Below are 16,938 nucleotides of genomic sequence, written 5' to 3' on the forward strand. Positions count from 1 at the left end.
CCAACCGATTCCTTCGTTCGCTCCACTCACTCAGTCATCCCTCGCGTGATAACCAGCAGGCCCTTGGACGCCCTCAGGCCTGCTGGCGCACGTGCCACAGAATTCGCACCATTCGAAATCCCATCCAACCGCTATGGCGCGCGCTGGAACGAGCCTGAAAATTTCACGTCCGAAGGCTCGTTCTGAAGCCGCGCGAGGGACGATTGCGCGAACGAATGTGAGCGTAAAAGTCGGTTGAGGGGGCATGTGGCTTGCGGTTGCGGTGGCGGTATGTGTTGACGGCAACAGCAAACTGCATATCGACGCCGATGCTCGAAGCCTACTGCCGAAGGCCAAACGAGATGATTCGAGAGACGACTTGAAAACAGATACCACATCGTACTCCCTGTCTCCGACATCGTTTTACTGCTCGCCTCTGTCGCGGGATACATGGAAAAGGACTTCTCGGCACTGGATTCCGCGCTCGACACGATGGGCGTTGACGGATTCCTCATCGATGCAGCATCGACCGACTCCGACCAGTTGTATCTCTCTGGATTCGACGCGCCGGACGCGTTCACGACGCTCTACGCGGATGGTGTTCACCTGCTCGTCTCCAGCCTCGAATACGGACGAGCGAAAAAGGAAAGCGACGCGGAAACGGTCGCGCGAAAGGTCGATTACGACTACTACGAGAAAATCGCCGAACATGGCCAGAAAGAAGCGGAAAATCGCGTGTTGGCCGAGTTCATCGCCGATCACGGAGTCGAATCGGTGGCAGTGCCCGAACGCTTCCCGGTCGGCACTGCGGACGGCCTCCGCGACGTTGGCGTCACCGTTTCGCCGGAAAATACTGCCGTCATCACCGGAATTCGCGCGACGAAAGCGGACGAAGAAATCGAGCACGTGCGCGTCGCACAGAAAGCCAACGAGGCGGCCATGCACGCTGCGGAAGACTTGCTTTCTTCGGCGACGGTCGAGGACGGTCTCCTCTACCACGATGGCGAGGTGCTAACCAGCGAACGCGTAAAAGAGGAAATCGAAGTGACGCTCCTGCGCCACGGAGCCGCGCTGGACGAAACCATCGTCGCCTGCGGGTCGGCCGCGGCAGACCCCCACGACCGTGGAAGCGGGCCGCTTTCGGCGGACGAAGCGATTATCATCGACATCTTCCCGCGCGACAAAGCGAGCAAGTACCACGCCGACATGACCCGAACGTTCGTCAAGGGCGAACCGTCCGACGAAATCCGTGCTCGATACGACCTTACGCACGAGGCTTTCGACGCGGCGCTGGATGCAGTCGAACCGGGCGCAACGGGGGAAGAAATCCACGATGCAGTGTGTGACGTGTACGAAAACGCTGGCTACGAAACCCTTCGGAGTGATGCGAGTACCGAAACCGGATTCATCCACAGTACTGGCCACGGCGTCGGATTGGACGTTCACGAACTCCCGAAAATCAGCCCCGATGGAGGTGAACTGAAATCGGGCCATGTCATCACCATCGAACCCGGTTTGTACGATCCCGATGTTGGTGGCGTTCGTATCGAAGACCTCGTGGTCGTCACGGAGGATGGCTACGAGAACCTGACCGACTATCCGATAGAACTCGTTTTGGACTGAGGGTTCGCTCGAATCGTCGTCCTGTTCGAATCGCCGCATCCGAATTTTAAGACTGAATCCGCCACAATTCAAAAGTAGCCCTCCGGCGACTGCGCATTTATGGCCGAGGAAACGACGGACACCGAAGAATCGAACGCGAAACAAACAGGAGGAATCGCGAGCGTCTTCTGGCGCGCATTTCCGGTCGGGGTGGGGTTCGCCCTCGGATACCTGTTCGGAAAGCGGTCGGAGGGCGCACCCGCATTGAGCGAAATGGGAATGAAGCCCTCGGAAGTGGAGACTCCGGACGCAGTAAAGCGGGCGATAGAGCCCGAAAGCGAGCAGGACGAGCAAAATGAACTGGGAGAGGAAGGTGACCAAACCGAGCAAGAAAGCCAGACCGAACAGGATAGCCGAGCCGAATCAACTGATTCGAAGCCGGAAGTGACCGCCTTCTCCGCACCCGAATCTCACGGAATGCCGATGCTCGGATTCGGAACCTACGAGCTGGACGAATACGACGAATGCGTCGAGAGCGTCAAAACAGCCATCGAAACCGGCTATCGACACATCGACACCGCCGAGGGGTACGACAACGAATCCGCGGTGGGCGACGCTATCGCCGAATCGGACGTCTCCCGCGAGGAACTGTTCGTGGCGACGAAAGTCAGCCCCGAAAACCTCGATTACGACCAAGTCCTCACGAGTGCCGAAGAGAGCCTCGACCGATTGGGACTCGACTACGTCGATTTGCTCTACGTTCATTGGCCGACCGACGAGTACGAAGCGGACGATACCCTCGAAGCTTTCGCGGAACTCCGTGAGGAAGGGTTGATACGAGAAATCGGCGTGAGCAACTTCACGGTAGACCTCCTGAGAGAGGCGGTCGAAGAGGCCGAAGAGCCGATTTTCGCCAATCAGGTCGAGATGCATCCCTTGCTCCAGCAGGACGACCTCAGGGAGTTTTGCGCGGGGGAGGATGTCGATGTAGAACTCGTCGCGTACTCGCCCATCGCTCGCGGCGACGTGGCGGATATCCCCGAACTTCGGGCGGTCGCGGAAAAGTACGACGCTACTCCGGCACAGCTCAGCCTCGCGTGGTGTCGCGAAAAAGGCGTCACCGCTATCCCGAAGGCGTCCGGGCAGGAATACATTCAGGAGAACTGGCGCAGTTTGGGCGTCGAACTCGACGAGGAAGACGTGGAGAAGATAGATGATATCGACCGGGAAGAGCGACTCATCGACCCCGACAGGGCTCCGTGGAACCAGTGAGTGAAAAGCTGCTGGTTTAACTGAATCAAATCTCGTTTTCGTCACCGGAAAAGGGATACCCGACACGGATTTTCCTGCCTCCGAGATACCGGAGAACCTCGCCCAGTCGAATATGCTTTAGCGCGTGCTCCGAAAATCCCACTCCATGGCTGAGGAATTTCGCTCGTTCGACGGTCTCTGTGAAGCGCTGGCGGGGACGACGTTCGAGAGGCCGCCAGCAATCGTCTGCAACGCACACGTAACTGGGTTGAGCGTCGCGCGCGCGCTCTCTGACCATGACGTTCCGGTCATCGCAATCGATAGAAACGGAAAGGGTGTCGCGCCGTACTCCGACGCCGTCGATTTCGCGGGACAGGTGACCTACCCGCTCGATGACCGCGACGGGTTCCGCGAGGACGTGGAAGTCCTCGCCGCCGAACTGGAACACGAACCGGTCGCGTTCCCGTGCATGGACGAATGGGTGCACGCCTTCGCCGGAACCGAACCCGAGGGTGTGCGTCTCCCGTTCGCTGGGCGGGAGACCATCGATGCCGTGCTGAACAAAGAATCGCTGTACGAGAAGGCCGAGGAACTCGGTGTTCCCTACCCCGAAACGTACCGTATGGCCGACACCGACCCGGAGAAAGCCATCGAGAACCTCGATTTTCCCTTCGTCGTCAAACCAGCGCTCAAGCGTGAGTTCGAGGAAGCGGTCGGAACGAACGTCATCGAAGTCGCCGACGAGGCGGAGTTTTTGGATGTCGTGGCGATGGCCGATGACACCGGAATCAACGTCATGGCACAGGAGAAGGTGGACATCGCAACCGGGCGTGACTGCTCGCTGGCCTCCTACGTTTCCCAAGAGGGCGACCCGGTCACCTTCGTCGGAAACGCTCGCGTTCGCTACCCACAGGAGTTCGGCACCTCCTGTCTCGTTCGACGGGTCGACCAACCGGAAATCGAGGAGCGCGCGCTCTCGATTCTCGAAGCAACCGGCTACTACGGCATCAGTGAATCCGAATTCGTTTACGACGAATCGCGAGAGGAGTACGTCCTGTTGGACATCAACACCCGTCCGTGGAAGTGGATCAGTCTCCCAGTACAGGCCGGGGCCGACTTGCTGGGGGCGGCCTATGCCGAAGCGGTCGGCGAGGAGTTCGAAGTCGGCGAGACCCACGACGCGACGTGGGTCTATCTGGCGGATTATCTGAAGCTGCTCGCAAACGATGCCGGTTTCTCGGACGTTCTCGGGGAAACGCAGTGGTATGAGTTGTTCTCAGGCGAGTTCGAACACGTGGATACCCTGACGACCGGCGTGTACCGACCCAGCGACGTTGGCCCGGCGTACAGGCTGATGAAAACCGAGTTCGGAACCGGCGATTACTACTGCTCCTGCTAGCGCGAGTTTGTGGATTCTTGTGGGTCGCCCTTGAGTAGATTGCTGACTCCGTGTCTATTTTGGTGTTTTCTGCAAACCCCGAATTGTGAGTGTTCGAACCGGGAAGCGACTCTGTTTTTACGTCTATTGTAGTGTTTTCCGCAAATCACGTCTCCAAATAACCGCCACCGCATTGTCACCGCAGTCTCCCCACCCCTCCCCGCCAGTGCGGGAGTGCGCTCGGTGTTCGCTTCGCTCACGCCTCGCGCAAATCGCGCTGGCGCACCCTTGCGGCCTGGATACTCAAGCTATGTGGCGCGTGCTGGCAGGCCTTCGAGGACTGAGCGGTTTCGGAAAAACCGCGAAAGCGAGCGGTGCAACCGCGAGCCATCGTCTGAGAAGGCCCGCTGAAGCCACGCGAGGGAATCAATTGGGGAAGGTGTGGCCTGCGGTTGCGGTGGCGGTCATGTATTGTCGTGACTTGCAGGGAATACAGGAACAGGGAGTAAATCACGACGAAGACATGAATATAGTCCAACTACTCCAAAACCAGAAGCACACTAAAATACTCCAACAAACCGCTTTTTAGTCGTAACAGTTGGCGGAGAACGTCGCCGCCTTCCCCCCTGATTTGCGCTGACCAAACGAACCAGAGACCAACGAATGACCGACGAGAACATCCACTTCAACCTGTTCACGATGAACGCGGTGGAACACGTCACGGCGGGCAACTGGCGCACGCCCGGTGACCAATCACACCGCTACACCGACATGGACTACTGGCAGGAGGTCGCTCGACTTGCGGAACGCGGCGGGTTCGACGCCGTCTTCTTCGCCGACGTGCGGGGTATCTACGACGTACACGGCGGAAATCGGGACACGGCAATCGAGAAAGCCATCCAAACGCCAGCGAACGACCCGGAACTGCTGATACCGGCGATGGCGAGTGTGACTGATGACCTCGGCTTCGCGGTGACGCGCTCCACGACGTACGTCCATCCGTACCAACTGGCCCGCGAATTTTCCACCCTTGACCACATCACCGACGGACGAGTGGCGTTCAACATCGTCACGTCCTACCTCGAAAGCGCGGCGGAAAACCTCGGGCTGGACAAGCGAATGGAACACGATACGCGCTACGACCGCGCCGAGGAGTTCATGCAGGTCTGTTACCGACTATGGGAGGACAGTTGGGAGGACGACGCAGTGGTTAGGGATGTCGAGGCAGCGCAGTACACCGACCCCGAGAAAGTCCACGCCATCGACTACGACGGCGAGCATTTCTCGGTTCCCGGCCCGCATAGCTGCGAACCGTCGCCACAGCGAACCCCGGTTCTCTACCAAGCCGGGTCGTCAGAGCGCGGGCGGAACTTCGCGGCGACCAACGCGGAAGCGCTGTTCGTCAGCCAACCGACGAAGAAAGCCGTCAAAAGCTACGTTGAGGACTTGCGCGAGCGCGCAAACGAGGCCGGACGAAACGGAGACGAACTCGCCTTTTTCGCCGGAATCGCACCAGTCGTCGGGGAAACGGAGGAAATCGCGCAAGCGAAGTACGAGAAGTACTGCGAAAACGTCGACACCGTGGCGACCCTGACGCTACTCGGCGGATTCATGGATTTGGATTTCTCGGAACTCGCGCCCGACCAACCGGTCGAGCATATCGAAACCGAGGCGATTCAGGGCGCGGTCAACGCGCTAACCAAACACGCCCCACAACGCGACTGGACGGTGCGCGATGTGGCGGAGTTCTGCGGCCTCGGTTCGACCTCGCCCGTCGTCGTCGGGTCGCCGGAGCAGGTCGCCGACGAACTCGAACGATGGCACGAAGAAACCGGAATCACTGGGTTCAACCTCAAGGAAATCGTCCGACCCGGAACGGTTCGGGACTTCGTTGATTTGGTCGTCCCCGAACTCCGAGAACGCGGCCTGATGCGCGAGGAGTACGAGGGTGGCACGCTTCGAGAGAATCTGGTCGGGCGGCGGTATCTTGCGGACGACCATCCTGCGAAGCGCTAAGTTTTGACCGATTTCGGAGAGATGGGATTTTTCTCACAGGAAACGTTCGGTGGAACCTTGTTTCCACCGAGCATTCGATTTTCTACTGACTACCAGCGCTACCACTACAATCGACACCCTCCCCTGCGCCATCTCGTGTTTCCTTTCGGCCTGCATCCGTTTCTTGCTGAACGGTCTGTCTCGTTTATCGACTTGCTCGATGTATTTTTTCCGTGGAGGGAGAACACAATGAGCGTCAGAACAGCGAACAACGAGGCGGTCGTAATTCGGGAAATAGAGGAGGTATGGAACAGCGACGGTGACCTCGATGTCATCGATGACCTCGTCGCGAAGGATGTCGTCTATCACTCCCCGATGATGGATATGGAGGGTCGAGATGAGTACCGAGAAGCGGCCAAGGAAGCCCGAACCATCTTCACCGATCTCGAAATGAGTGTTGAGGACGTGGTGCCAACAGACGAGAAAGTGGCGGTTCGCTACATCGTACGGGGAACCCACAGCGGTGAGATGATGGGCATCGAACCGACGGACGAACGAATCGAGATGACGGGCATCCTCATCGACCGAATCGAAGACGGAAAGATACAGGAACGCTACGACAACGCCGACGAACTGGGAATGTTCGTCCAACTCGGTGTCGTCGAGTTACCGGAGATGGAGGAGTTCGAACAGTAACCCACTAAACGGGCTGGGTAAATCTCGCCAGGGAAGGCCGAGTAATCGCATTTGTCGTCGTCGGAATGGCGACAATTCGATGAAAGGGTACCAGTGCATCCAGACAGCGACATTCGGAGACTCTCTTTTCCACACTGTTAATGTAAATTTTCATAAATAAAAAACACCCCGTCGGAACCAATAGCCCGTGTCGAACCATCGTCCGTTACCTGCCGTCCTTCATCCATTTCCATTTGAACGATAGGTTTCGTTTATCGCCTCATCCCGAGTACCCTGTCCACGTGGGGGAGAACAACCATGAGCACCAAAGCACCAGACAACGAAGCGGTCGCCCTTCGAGAAATCACAGAGGTATGGAACAGCGGCGGAAACCTCGACGTGATTCCCGACCTCGTCACAGACGATTTTACCTACCACAACCCGATGGTCAGCGAACCGGTTCGTGGCCCCGATGGATACCGTAAACTGGCCCAAAGGTTCCGGGACGCCTTTTCGGACATCGACATGGACATCAAAGAGTTGCTCGTTCTGGACGACACGGTAACGATTCGATACACGACGCGAGCGATTCACACCGGCGAATTCATGGGTGTTGAACCGACACAGGAGAAAATAGAGATAACGGGTATCCTCATTAATCACCTGGAAGACGGGAAAATCAAAGACGTTTACGTCAACGACGACGCACTGGGTCTCTTCAAGCAAATCGGTGTCGTCGAACCGCCGGAAAGATAGATGCTTTCGGACTGACGCATCCGACCAAACGAACCTCTTTTGGGCGAACCACGCCAATCCAGATGCAATGAACGTACTTGTCGTCGGAGCCGGCGCGATGGGTCGCTGGTTCGCGGAGGCGATGAACTGCGACCTCGCGTTTACCGACGCAAATCCGGCAGTCGCGGAACACGCCGCGGAGGAACTCGGCGGGAACGCAGTCGCGCTGGACACGACGGAAACCTTCGACGCGGTCTGTATCGCGGTTCCCCTCCCCGCAGTCGAGGGTGCAATCGAAGAACACGCATCGAAAGCCGAGCGAGCAGTGCTCGACCTCACTGGCGCGATGGCAGCGCCGGTGTCGGCGATGGCAGCGCACGCACCCGACAAAGAACGTGTCAGTCTCCATCCGCTGTTCAGCCCCGAAAACGCGCCGGGGAACGTGGCAGTCGTTGCGGACGAACCGGGAACGGTGACCGACGACCTCCTTTCGGCGCTCGAATCGCGCGGTAACACGCTCGTCGAGACGACGCCGGACGAACACGACGAGGCGATGGAAACCGTGCAGGCTGGTGCACACACTGCGATTCTCGCATTCGCGCTCTCGGCGAATTCGGTTCCGGAGGGACTTCGAACGCCCATCTACGACGGCCTTGCCGACCTCACGGCGCAAGTTACGGGCGGCGATTCGCGCGTGTACGCCGACATCCAGGCGGCGTTCGACGGTTCGGACGGTGTCGCAACCGCGGCTACGGAACTCGCAGCGGCCGACCCGAAGGAGTTCGAGCGCCTGTATCAGGAAGCGAGAGCGACGCAGAATGCAACACTGAATCAGGGCGAACACGAACCGGAGGACGAACGATGAACGAAGACCAACGCGAGCAGGTGCGCTCGAACGCGCTGTACCTCCGCGATGTGCGTCCCATCGACCCGGACGAAATTGCGGAGTACATCGAGGGACAACCACATCCTGCGGTCGTTCGACAGGTGCTTCGCGAGCAGTCGCTCAATCTCGGTCTCGTCGAACGCGACGACGGCACCTTCGAACCGGTCTCCGAGGACCCTGTATCACCCGATTTCCCCGGCGTCGAATCGTTCCCAGAACCCTACGGCAGAAAACTCGAAGACCTGCTCGTCGGGGAGTTCGGTCTGGGATGGCCCGACGGCGAATCGGGCGACGAACTTCGTGGGACGATTCGCCGCCTCAAGGAGGACTATTTCGCGCAGAATCCGGTGGCGTACGATTACCGAGTTGCGCTTGCTTACGCTATCTACCATCTGCCGGATTACTACGCCGTGGCTCAGTACGTACTCTCGGAACTCGTGGAGCGTGGCCTTCTGTCACGAAAGCTGCGAGTGCTAGACGTTGGCGCTGGCGTCGGCGGCCCCGCACTCGGACTGCACGACTTTTACCCGGACGACAGTTTGGTGGAGTATCATGCCGTCGAACCCAGTGATGCCGTGGACGTATTCGCTTCGATGATGGAAGAAACACGGGAGAACTTCCATACGACGACACACCGAGCGACGGCGGAGGAGTTCTCTCCCGACAGCGAGTACGACCTCGTTCTGTTCGCCAACGTGTTGAGTGAGGTGGACGACCCGGAAACGATCGTCCGGAAATATCTCGATTATCTCGCCGACGACGGGGCGATGGTTGCCATCGCCCCGGCGGACAAAAACGCCAGTATCGGCCTTCGAGAGGTCGAACGACGCGTCGCCGACCGGACGACGGTTTACTCGCCGACGCTTCGACTCTGGCCGGACGCGGAACCAAGCGACCGTGGATGGTCGTTCGACGTGAAACCGGATTTCGAGATACCCGCGTTCCAGCGGCGACTGGACGAGAGTGACGGAAGGGATGAGAGCGACGACGGTGGCGCGGACGAACGAGGCGACGGCGAGTTCGTCAACGTCGATGTGCAGTACTCACACGTGATTTTGCGAACCGATAGAACCAGACGACGGGAATTCACCGCCGAGCGCTCTCGCTCGGCGAAGATGGCGGAAATGGAGCGACACGTCACGGAGCGCGTAAACCTCGTCGCGGTGAAGCTCAGCCATTCTCTGTCGGACGGCGGGAGAAACGAGGTGTTCAAAGTCGGTGACGGGAGCGAGGAGGTCAGTCACTTCGCGGTACTGACGAAGGAAACGGCGCTCAACCGCGCGCTCCGTGAGGCAGAGTATGGGGGTCTCCTCTCGTTCGAAGAGGTGCTGGTACTCTGGAACGAGGATGAAAACGCGTACAATCTCGTAGTCGATGAAAAGACGGTCGTCGACCGTCTCTAACTCAGTTCGCTTCCACGACCTCTCGGACGTAGTTGTAGTAGGAACCGAACCTCCCCTGGTCGTTCGGTGATAGCGGGATGTTGTTTTCTGCCAGCAGTTCAACCGTTTTTCGTGGCTTACACTCAAACCAGATGGACAGCACGTCTACGTTACGCTGGGCGTATTCGTAGTTGAGTTCGAGTGTCCGCGCGTCAGTGACGTTTCCCTCCGCCATAGCCACCTAGACAGAGCGAGTGTCAGGATATAAATCCATGTGATTCGTTAATTATCAATGCTGAATTATAACACTGTGATGGGGCACTGCCACCAATCCGATATTCTAGTGAGACGAATCTATAAGCGATGGGGGTCAAAACGATTGGGGTTTTTTCTCCTTCTCGCCGTCATCGTATTACTAGCCGGTCTCGCCGCCCTCGTCTTGGGAATGCTTTTCGTCGCAACAACCGTCATAAGCTTCCTCACCGCTGTTTTGACGGTTCCAGTGCTGATGCTCACATCCCCCGCGACCATTCCGGCTGGCCGTAACTGGCCGACTCCGGCGATATACAGCCGGAATCACCGAAACGCGACTTCTTGCTCCGTATTTCGTCGTTGGTCGCGCCTCTGCTAATGATTTCAGCCGCTCAGGACGTACTCTGCTGTCGTAACCTACCGTTCGAACGGAGCATTTTTGCGCTCCCGCTCCGACCCCCTGTTCATGGGCGACTCTCCGGAAATTCTTCTGACGAACGACGACGGTATCGACAGCCCCGGTATCCACGCGCTATACGACGCGCTTCAGGAGGTCGGCAACGTCACCACCGTCGCGCCCGCAACCGACCAGAGCGCCGTCGGGCGGGCGATGTCCTCCGAAGTAGAGGTCGAAGACCACGAAATCGGCTACGCCATCGCGGGAACCCCCACCGACTGCGTCGTCGCGGGATTGACCGAACTCGGGCCATACCCGGATATCGTCGTCTCGGGCTGTAACAACGGTGCGAATCTCGGGGCCTACGTCTTGGGTCGGTCTGGAACCGTCAGCGCCGCCGTCGAAGCGGCCTTTTTCGACGTTCCCGCGATCGCCGTCTCGCTCCACGTTCCGAATCACATGTGGCCACACGATACGACGACGGACGAGTACGAAGAGGCAGCACGGGCCGCGACGTATCTCACCGAGCACTCGCTCGACGCGGGAGTGTTCGAACAGGCCGAATACCTGAACGTCAACGCGCCGATGCCGAGTGACGAACCTGCACCGATGGAAGTCACGCGTCCGTCGCACGTGTACGACATGAACGCGACGACCGACGGCGGCGTCGTCACCCTGCACGATTTGACGTGGGAGCAGATGGACAACGACACGCTTCCCGACCCGGACGGAACCGACCGCAGGGCCGTGTTCGAAGGTCGAGTGAGCGTCTCGCCACTGACTGCACCGCACACCACCAAACACCACGAATCGCTGGACGAACTGGTCACTGCCTACCACGAGTAATCTCTCGAGCAGCGAGCGTCGGCACTATCGTTTTATCCGTCGGTGACTAACCCTTCTCCACGAAAATGCGGGATGGGGGAGACACAGTGAGTCACACTGACATCGACCGACTCGCGCTCGATACGCTTCCGGTGAACGTTGCCGTTCTTGATGACCGCAGCGTCGTGGTGGCGACGAACAGGGCGTGGGAGGAGTTCGGCCGGGAAAACGGTCTTTCGGCGACTACGATCGGTAGTAGTTACCTCGACGTGTGCGACGCTGCTGACGACCCGATCGCGGAGAAAGCCGCGACGGGCATTCGGGAAGTGCTTGCTGGAGAACGGACGGAGTTCGCGCTCGAATATCCGTGTCACTCGCCGACCGAACGGCGCTGGTTCGTGATGTATGCGGTCGGAGCCACGACCAGTGACACCTCCTACGTCATCGTCGCACACCAAAACATTACGGACCGCAAAGAACGCGAGTTCCAAGTCGAACGCTATCAAACCATCGTTCACAACGTCCCGCTCGTCCTTTTCGTTCTCGACGCCGACGGCACGTTCACACTCTCGGAAGGTCGCGGATTGGATGCGCTCGGACTCGCCGACGGCGAAGTCGTCGGTGAGTCGGTGTTCGACCGCTACGGGGAGTTTCCCGAAATCGTGGCTGACTGCAATCGCGCGCTCTCCGGCGAACGAGTCCGCTCAAGGACGGAACTCGGTGACCTCGTCTTCGAAGTCGTCTATCAACCCGTGCTGGATGATCCGGGAGACGTAGACCGCGTCGTCGGCGTCGCGATAGACGTGACGAAACGAGAACGACACGAACAGGTTCTCGCCGCCCTGTCCGACCTCACACGGGTGTTGCTGGAAGCGGAAACGGCCGACGAAGTGTGCACACTCGCCGTCGAAGGGGCGGAGGACATGCTCGACCTCCCTGAGACGTTCATCGCGCTGTACGATGAGTCCACGCAAGCGCTCCGGATTCGCGCAGGAGAGGTTCGTGACGGGACGTATCCGAACGAGCTGTTGGACACCCAAAGTGACGACGCTATCGCGTGGCAATCGTTCACGGCAAACGAACCTCGATTTAGTGACGGATTTGCGGTTTTACCGCTCGGTAATCACGGTGTTTTCGTCACAAAACCAGTCGATGAAGCAGCACTCGACATCGCAGAACTCTGTTCTGCAGGAGTCGAATCCGCGCTCGGTCGGGCAGATCGGGAGCGAACGTTGCGAGAACACGAGGCCACGCTTCGTCGGCAGAACGCAGCGCTCGAACGACTCAACGAGTTGAACGATGGTATCCGGCGCATCGACCGAGCACTCGTGGAGGCGCGGAGTCGGGACGAAATCGAGCGAGCGGTCTGTACCCGACTGGCGAGTGGCGGCCCGTACCGGTTCGCATGGATTGGCGAGAACGATCCCGGGACCAAACGGGTGATTCCCCGCGAATCGGCGGGCGTCGGTCGTGGCTTCCTCGACGCGGTTACCGTTACTCCTGACGACGTGGGGTCAACCAACCCGACGGGAATCGCACTGCGAACGGGACGGGCGCAGGTCGTTCAGGACGTTCTGCGTGACCCGCCGTCGGAACCGTGGCGCCGTGAGGCGCTCAAGCGTGGCTATCGCTCGGTAATTGCACTCCCCCTTCGCTATGAGGACGCCGTTTATGGTGTCCTCACAGTTTGCTCGGACAGACAGGGGACGTTCGACGAGTTGGAACGTGCAGTGCTGGACGACGTGAGCCAGACGGTCGCCTATGCCATCAACGCCGTCGAGAGCAAGAAGGCACTCACGGGTGGCGAAGTGGTCGAACTCAAATTCGACGTGGTAGACCCAGCTATCGTTTTCGTGTCCATCGCACGCGAAACGGGTGGGCGTGTCGAGTTTATGGGCGTCGTATCAGAGCCCGATGGAACGCCGAAAACCTTTTTTACGGTCCGTGATGTTGCCGTCGAAGACGTGCTGGAGGTAGCTTCTCATTCACTCGAAATTATAAACATAGAGCACGTCAGCAACCGATACGATACTGCGTTGTTTTCGATGACGCTGACCGATTCGAGTTTCGTCGGGACGCTTCTCGACCACGGTGCTGTTCCGGAGTCACTCGTCGTGGACGACCTTCCCGGGCGGGCCGTCGTCCGACTGCCGGCGAACGCCGACATTCGAACGTTCGTTGAAGTGCTTCAGCGGCGGTTTCCCGAAATCGAACTTCGAAGCCGTCGACAGCGAGATCGTGCCTTCGTCTCCAGCGATTTCGGCGTTACAGTCGGCGAAACCCTCACTGAAAGACAGCGAGAGACGCTGGAAACCGCCTACTACAGCGGCTTTTTCGACTCGCCACGTAAAACTACCGGCGAGGAGGTCGGGCGGTCGCTCGGTATTTCACAGCCGACGTTCCAGAACCATCTTCGCGCCGCGGAGCGAAAACTACTCTCTCGACTGCTGGAAGGCAATACCTAGATAGATAGATGTAGTGTTTTGCGAGGGCGTTCAATCTAGCTGAAAGGGACTTTGCCAGACATTCCCTTGAACTAACTATGAGAACAGACGTACGACGACAACGACCCGATGGACAGAGAAGCGACCGACCGAGTCTCACCGTCCTGTCCGCCGTGATGGAGCAAGCGGGATACGAGGATGCGACCGAGTTCGATACCTGTTTGTACGACGTTATCGACCCGGATGCGCTCGATGCACTCTTCCATCGGGGAACGAGAAACGCTCACGTCGAGTTCTCGCTTGACGGATACAAGATTCACGTCCACAGCAACGGAACGGTCGAACTCTTCGACGAGTAACGATGGATAGGCAACGCATGGACGGAAATAGCTCGGATTTCCCCGATGACGAGCAAGTCTGTGCGAACTGTGGCGACTCCATCGAAATCGGGTCGTGGCACCCTGTTCTCGCCGAAACGGATGCCAGTGGCGTGTTCCATCTGCATCCGTTCTGCAGTCCCTATTGCCGGGACGTGTGGCATCGGACACAAACAACCCAAAACCAAGAATGAGCGAACGACAACCAGACAATATCGAATACAGCGAATACGAAGACGAATACGGTGTCGTAGCGATGTTTTACGACCCCGATAACCAGCGGGCGTGGATTCGCGCCAGCACAACGGTGGCAGTACGACGGTAAAGGGGGTTGGGGTTCGTTCAAACCGCAATTGGCTGTCTTTTCTCTCAAACACCGCTTAAAGCGTGTCGCGTTCGAACCGCTGCTCCGCCACGAATGCTGACGCTCGCATTGGTAGGGCACATCGACTTGGAGGAACTAGCCAGCAGAGCCATCCAGAATATCTGCCGTGATGGCTTGAACTTCATCTATTCTGCAACGTTGATGAATTGTAGAACGCCGTGCCGAACCGTTTATTCGAGGAGTCGCCGTCGCGTAGTCCATGCCACCACTCCATTCGGAGGCTGTTGGACGACTGGTCGAGCGGGGCGGTTCTTCGGCCGATGACGTGCTGACAGGCATGGAAGAACGCGCGCGGAACGAACGGACTTTCCGACGGTTGGCCCGGAAGTCGGCCGGATGCTCGCACTCTGTACTCGCCTGACGGGCGCTCGGTCGGTGCTCGAATTGGGTTCCGGGTTCGGCTACTCGGCGTATTGGATTGCCGCGCTCTCCCACCCGACGGCTCGGTAGTGCTGACCGAACGCGATTCCGACCTGCTCGACGACGCTCGCTCGTATTTCGAGCGTGGTGGGATAACCGACCGGGCCCTCTTCGAGCAGGGCGACGCCCTCGAACTCGCCGAGTCCTGTGAGGACTCGTTCGACATCGTCGTCCTCGACAATGATACGGCGGACTACATCCGTGGATTCGATGCCGTCCGCGAGCTGGTTGCACCAGGAGGAGCTATCGTTACGGACAACGTCGCCATCTACGAGGACATCCTCACCCCGGGCGGGTTGCTCGCTACACTCGATGGCGAGACCGCTCCCAACGACCGAACGCGAGTCGTCGCGGATTTCTACGAACGCGTCCACGCAGACCCCGATTTCGAGACGTACGTTCTTCCGGTGGACGAGGGGCTGGCGATATCCTACCGCATCGAGTAGTGAAAGCAACCGAGTCGAATTACGTTCTTACCTATCCCGGCAGAACCAAGCAGTATTCGTATGGGAGCGTTTTTATCCAACCATGCATCCCACGTTGCTCGAACTACTGGCACGCAATTCGGAACACGCAGCGGAAATTCAATCCCGATTTGACGACGTACAGGACTCACAACACCCGGATGTGGTCACCGTCTGCTGTTCGGACTCCCGGGTTCTGCAAGACCACATGTGGGGGAACGACCAGCCCGGTCACATTTTCACGTGTGGCAACATCGGAAATCGCGTCGTTCAGCGAACCGAGTCCGGTGACGTGGTGTCTGGAGACGTGCTCTACCCGATCGAACATACGGGAACGGATACCATCGTCATCGTGGGGCACACGGGCTGTGGGGCTGTCACGGCGACGTACGACGACTTGACCGATGGTATCTCCGAGCCCGACGGTATCGAGCACTGCCTTGACCTGCTGAAGCCACGGCTCGAATCGGGCGTCGAATCGCTTCCCGCGAACCTGAATCGAACGGAAGCCATCAATCGACTCGTCGAGTACAACGTCGATAGGCAGGTCGAGTTCCTCATCGAGAGTGACGAAATCCCCACGGACGTCGATGTAATCGGCGTCGTGTACGACTTTCAGGACGTGTACTCGGGAAGTCGGGGAGAAGTCCACGTCATCAATCTCAACGGCGAAACTGCCGTTGAGGCCCTGCGAGAGGCACACCCGGACATCGCCTCGCGAATCGAACGACTTTGGGAATACTGAACAGCGCTGTTTTACCTCGTTCCGATTCCGACCCGAGGCGGTATGCGTCCAAACCGAATCGGACTTTACCACTCATACGAACCCTTTGTCAATTAGTGAATACCATGACGAACCATCTCTTTCCCTCGCATATCGAAAGTGAACGGCTTCGATACGACCCGTTACACGAATCGGTCGATATCCTCGAATTGTACGAGTATCACCGCTCCGGTGAGATGGATGCCGTGATGCGCCCTCTCGGGGAGAAGCCACACGCGACACCGAAGGAATCGATGGACGAAGCGACCAACGCTAGAGAAGCATGGGAATCCGCTGAGCGGGCGACCTACGCTATCACCGTGCAATCCGAGGACGAGTTCGTCGGTGTCGCTGAACTGTGGCTCGAATGGGAAAAGCGTCTGACCACGTTTGGAACGTGGATTCGAGAACCGTTTTGGGGACGTGGCTACTCGGGCGAACGTGCCGGGGTGATGTCGTATATCGCCTTTGAACTCCTCGACCTCGACCTCGTGAGCGTCGGACACGAGCCTGAAAACGAACAGTCGAAGCGCGCTATCGAAAAGTACATCGATGCTTACGGCGGCCAGAACGATGGTATACTCCGAAATTGGCTCCCTCCCGGAGAGTTCGGCGACCCACGGGACTTACACGCGTACAGCATCTTGCAGGAACAGTGGCGTGAGAACGTTTCCGAGGAAGAACTCGCAACCATACAGGTCTCCGACTGATTGTACAGCCAATGCTTT

At 58.4% G+C, this 16,938-nt stretch carries 18 protein-coding genes; 16 read left to right on the forward strand and 2 right to left on the reverse strand.

Going from position 1 to position 16,938, the window contains the following annotated elements; translation table 11 throughout:
• The first annotated feature begins 429 nt into the window (after nt 1-429).
• The 8 genes from ACN2TU_RS06370 to ACN2TU_RS06405 all read left to right on the forward strand — a co-directional run bounded on the left by ACN2TU_RS06370 (nt 430) and on the right by ACN2TU_RS06405 (nt 9,904).
• The gene (locus ACN2TU_RS06370; protein WP_435153946.1) at nt 430-1,602 is read left to right on the forward strand and encodes a M24 family metallopeptidase; all 1,173 of its coding nucleotides are present in this window, start codon (nt 430-432) and stop codon (nt 1,600-1,602) included.
• Between the two features lie 456 nt (nt 1,603-2,058).
• Nucleotides 2,059-2,853, forward strand: a complete 795-nt coding sequence (locus ACN2TU_RS06375; RefSeq protein ID WP_435156133.1) for an aldo/keto reductase — start codon at nt 2,059-2,061, stop codon at nt 2,851-2,853.
• Nucleotides 2,854-2,998: 145 nt separating this feature from the next.
• Nucleotides 2,999-4,231, forward strand: coding sequence for a carboxylate--amine ligase (locus ACN2TU_RS06380; protein WP_435153948.1), 1,233 nt, complete (start codon nt 2,999-3,001; stop codon nt 4,229-4,231).
• A 642-nt stretch (nt 4,232-4,873) separates the two neighbouring features.
• Entirely contained in the window at nt 4,874-6,226 is a 1,353-nt protein-coding gene (locus tag ACN2TU_RS06385; RefSeq protein WP_435153950.1) for an LLM class flavin-dependent oxidoreductase, read from the forward strand.
• Nucleotides 6,227-6,454: 228 nt separating this feature from the next.
• A complete protein-coding gene (locus ACN2TU_RS06390; RefSeq protein ID WP_435153952.1) occupies nt 6,455-6,901 on the forward strand; it encodes an ester cyclase in 447 nt (148 codons plus the stop codon).
• A gap of 297 nt (nt 6,902-7,198) precedes the next feature.
• Nucleotides 7,199-7,636: an ester cyclase gene (locus ACN2TU_RS06395; RefSeq protein WP_435153954.1), complete on the forward strand. Its 438-nt coding sequence runs from the start codon at nt 7,199-7,201 to the stop codon at nt 7,634-7,636.
• A gap of 67 nt (nt 7,637-7,703) precedes the next feature.
• Nucleotides 7,704-8,480, forward strand: coding sequence for a prephenate dehydrogenase/arogenate dehydrogenase family protein (locus ACN2TU_RS06400; protein ID WP_435153956.1), 777 nt, complete (start codon nt 7,704-7,706; stop codon nt 8,478-8,480).
• Nucleotides 8,477-9,904: a small ribosomal subunit Rsm22 family protein gene (locus tag ACN2TU_RS06405; protein WP_435153958.1), complete on the forward strand. Its 1,428-nt coding sequence runs from the start codon at nt 8,477-8,479 to the stop codon at nt 9,902-9,904. Before ACN2TU_RS06400 ends, ACN2TU_RS06405 begins: the two co-directional genes overlap by 4 nt.
• A 1-nt stretch (nt 9,905) precedes the next feature.
• On the opposite strand, the gene ACN2TU_RS06410 is transcribed toward ACN2TU_RS06405, so the two are convergent.
• A complete protein-coding gene (locus tag ACN2TU_RS06410; protein WP_435153960.1) occupies nt 9,906-10,118 on the reverse strand; it encodes a hypothetical protein in 213 nt (70 codons plus the stop codon).
• 483 nt (nt 10,119-10,601) lie between these two features.
• Between ACN2TU_RS06410 and surE the strand changes: the two genes are divergently transcribed.
• The 5 genes from surE to ACN2TU_RS06435 all read left to right on the forward strand — a co-directional run bounded on the left by surE (nt 10,602) and on the right by ACN2TU_RS06435 (nt 14,503).
• The gene (surE, locus tag ACN2TU_RS06415; RefSeq protein WP_435153963.1) at nt 10,602-11,378 is read left to right on the forward strand and encodes a 5'/3'-nucleotidase SurE; all 777 of its coding nucleotides are present in this window, start codon (nt 10,602-10,604) and stop codon (nt 11,376-11,378) included.
• 86 nt (nt 11,379-11,464) lie between these two features.
• Nucleotides 11,465-13,822, forward strand: coding sequence for a bacterio-opsin activator domain-containing protein (locus ACN2TU_RS06420; protein ID WP_435153966.1), 2,358 nt, complete (start codon nt 11,465-11,467; stop codon nt 13,820-13,822).
• 77 nt (nt 13,823-13,899) lie between these two features.
• Nucleotides 13,900-14,160 carry a HalOD1 output domain-containing protein gene (locus tag ACN2TU_RS06425; protein WP_435153967.1) on the forward strand — a complete coding sequence of 87 codons (261 nt, stop codon included), beginning with the start codon at nt 13,900-13,902 and terminating at the stop codon, nt 14,158-14,160.
• A gap of 2 nt (nt 14,161-14,162) precedes the next feature.
• Complete coding sequence (locus ACN2TU_RS06430) at nt 14,163-14,372, forward strand: DUF7576 family protein (RefSeq protein WP_435153969.1); 210 nt, start codon at nt 14,163-14,165, stop codon at nt 14,370-14,372.
• The gene (locus ACN2TU_RS06435) at nt 14,369-14,503 is read left to right on the forward strand and encodes a DUF7331 family protein (protein ID WP_435153971.1); all 135 of its coding nucleotides are present in this window, start codon (nt 14,369-14,371) and stop codon (nt 14,501-14,503) included. The genes ACN2TU_RS06430 and ACN2TU_RS06435 overlap by 4 nt, the downstream gene beginning before the upstream one ends.
• Before the next feature lie 181 nt (nt 14,504-14,684).
• Here the strand turns inward: ACN2TU_RS06435 and ACN2TU_RS06440 are convergent, their stop codons facing one another.
• Nucleotides 14,685-14,909: a hypothetical protein gene (locus tag ACN2TU_RS06440; RefSeq protein WP_435153972.1), complete on the reverse strand. Its 225-nt coding sequence runs from the start codon at nt 14,907-14,909 to the stop codon at nt 14,685-14,687.
• A 103-nt stretch (nt 14,910-15,012) separates the two neighbouring features.
• Here ACN2TU_RS06440 and ACN2TU_RS06445 point away from each other — a divergent pair, with 103 nt between their 5' ends.
• From ACN2TU_RS06445 to ACN2TU_RS06455, 3 genes are all read left to right on the forward strand, one after another.
• Entirely contained in the window at nt 15,013-15,429 is a 417-nt protein-coding gene (locus tag ACN2TU_RS06445; protein ID WP_435153974.1) for an O-methyltransferase, read from the forward strand.
• A gap of 82 nt (nt 15,430-15,511) precedes the next feature.
• Nucleotides 15,512-16,192, forward strand: a complete 681-nt coding sequence (locus tag ACN2TU_RS06450) for a carbonic anhydrase (protein WP_435153976.1) — start codon at nt 15,512-15,514, stop codon at nt 16,190-16,192.
• A gap of 104 nt (nt 16,193-16,296) precedes the next feature.
• The gene (locus ACN2TU_RS06455; protein ID WP_435153977.1) at nt 16,297-16,920 is read left to right on the forward strand and encodes a GNAT family N-acetyltransferase; all 624 of its coding nucleotides are present in this window, start codon (nt 16,297-16,299) and stop codon (nt 16,918-16,920) included.
• Nucleotides 16,921-16,938: the final 18 nt, after the last annotated feature.

Source organism: Haladaptatus marinus (assembly GCF_051194195.1).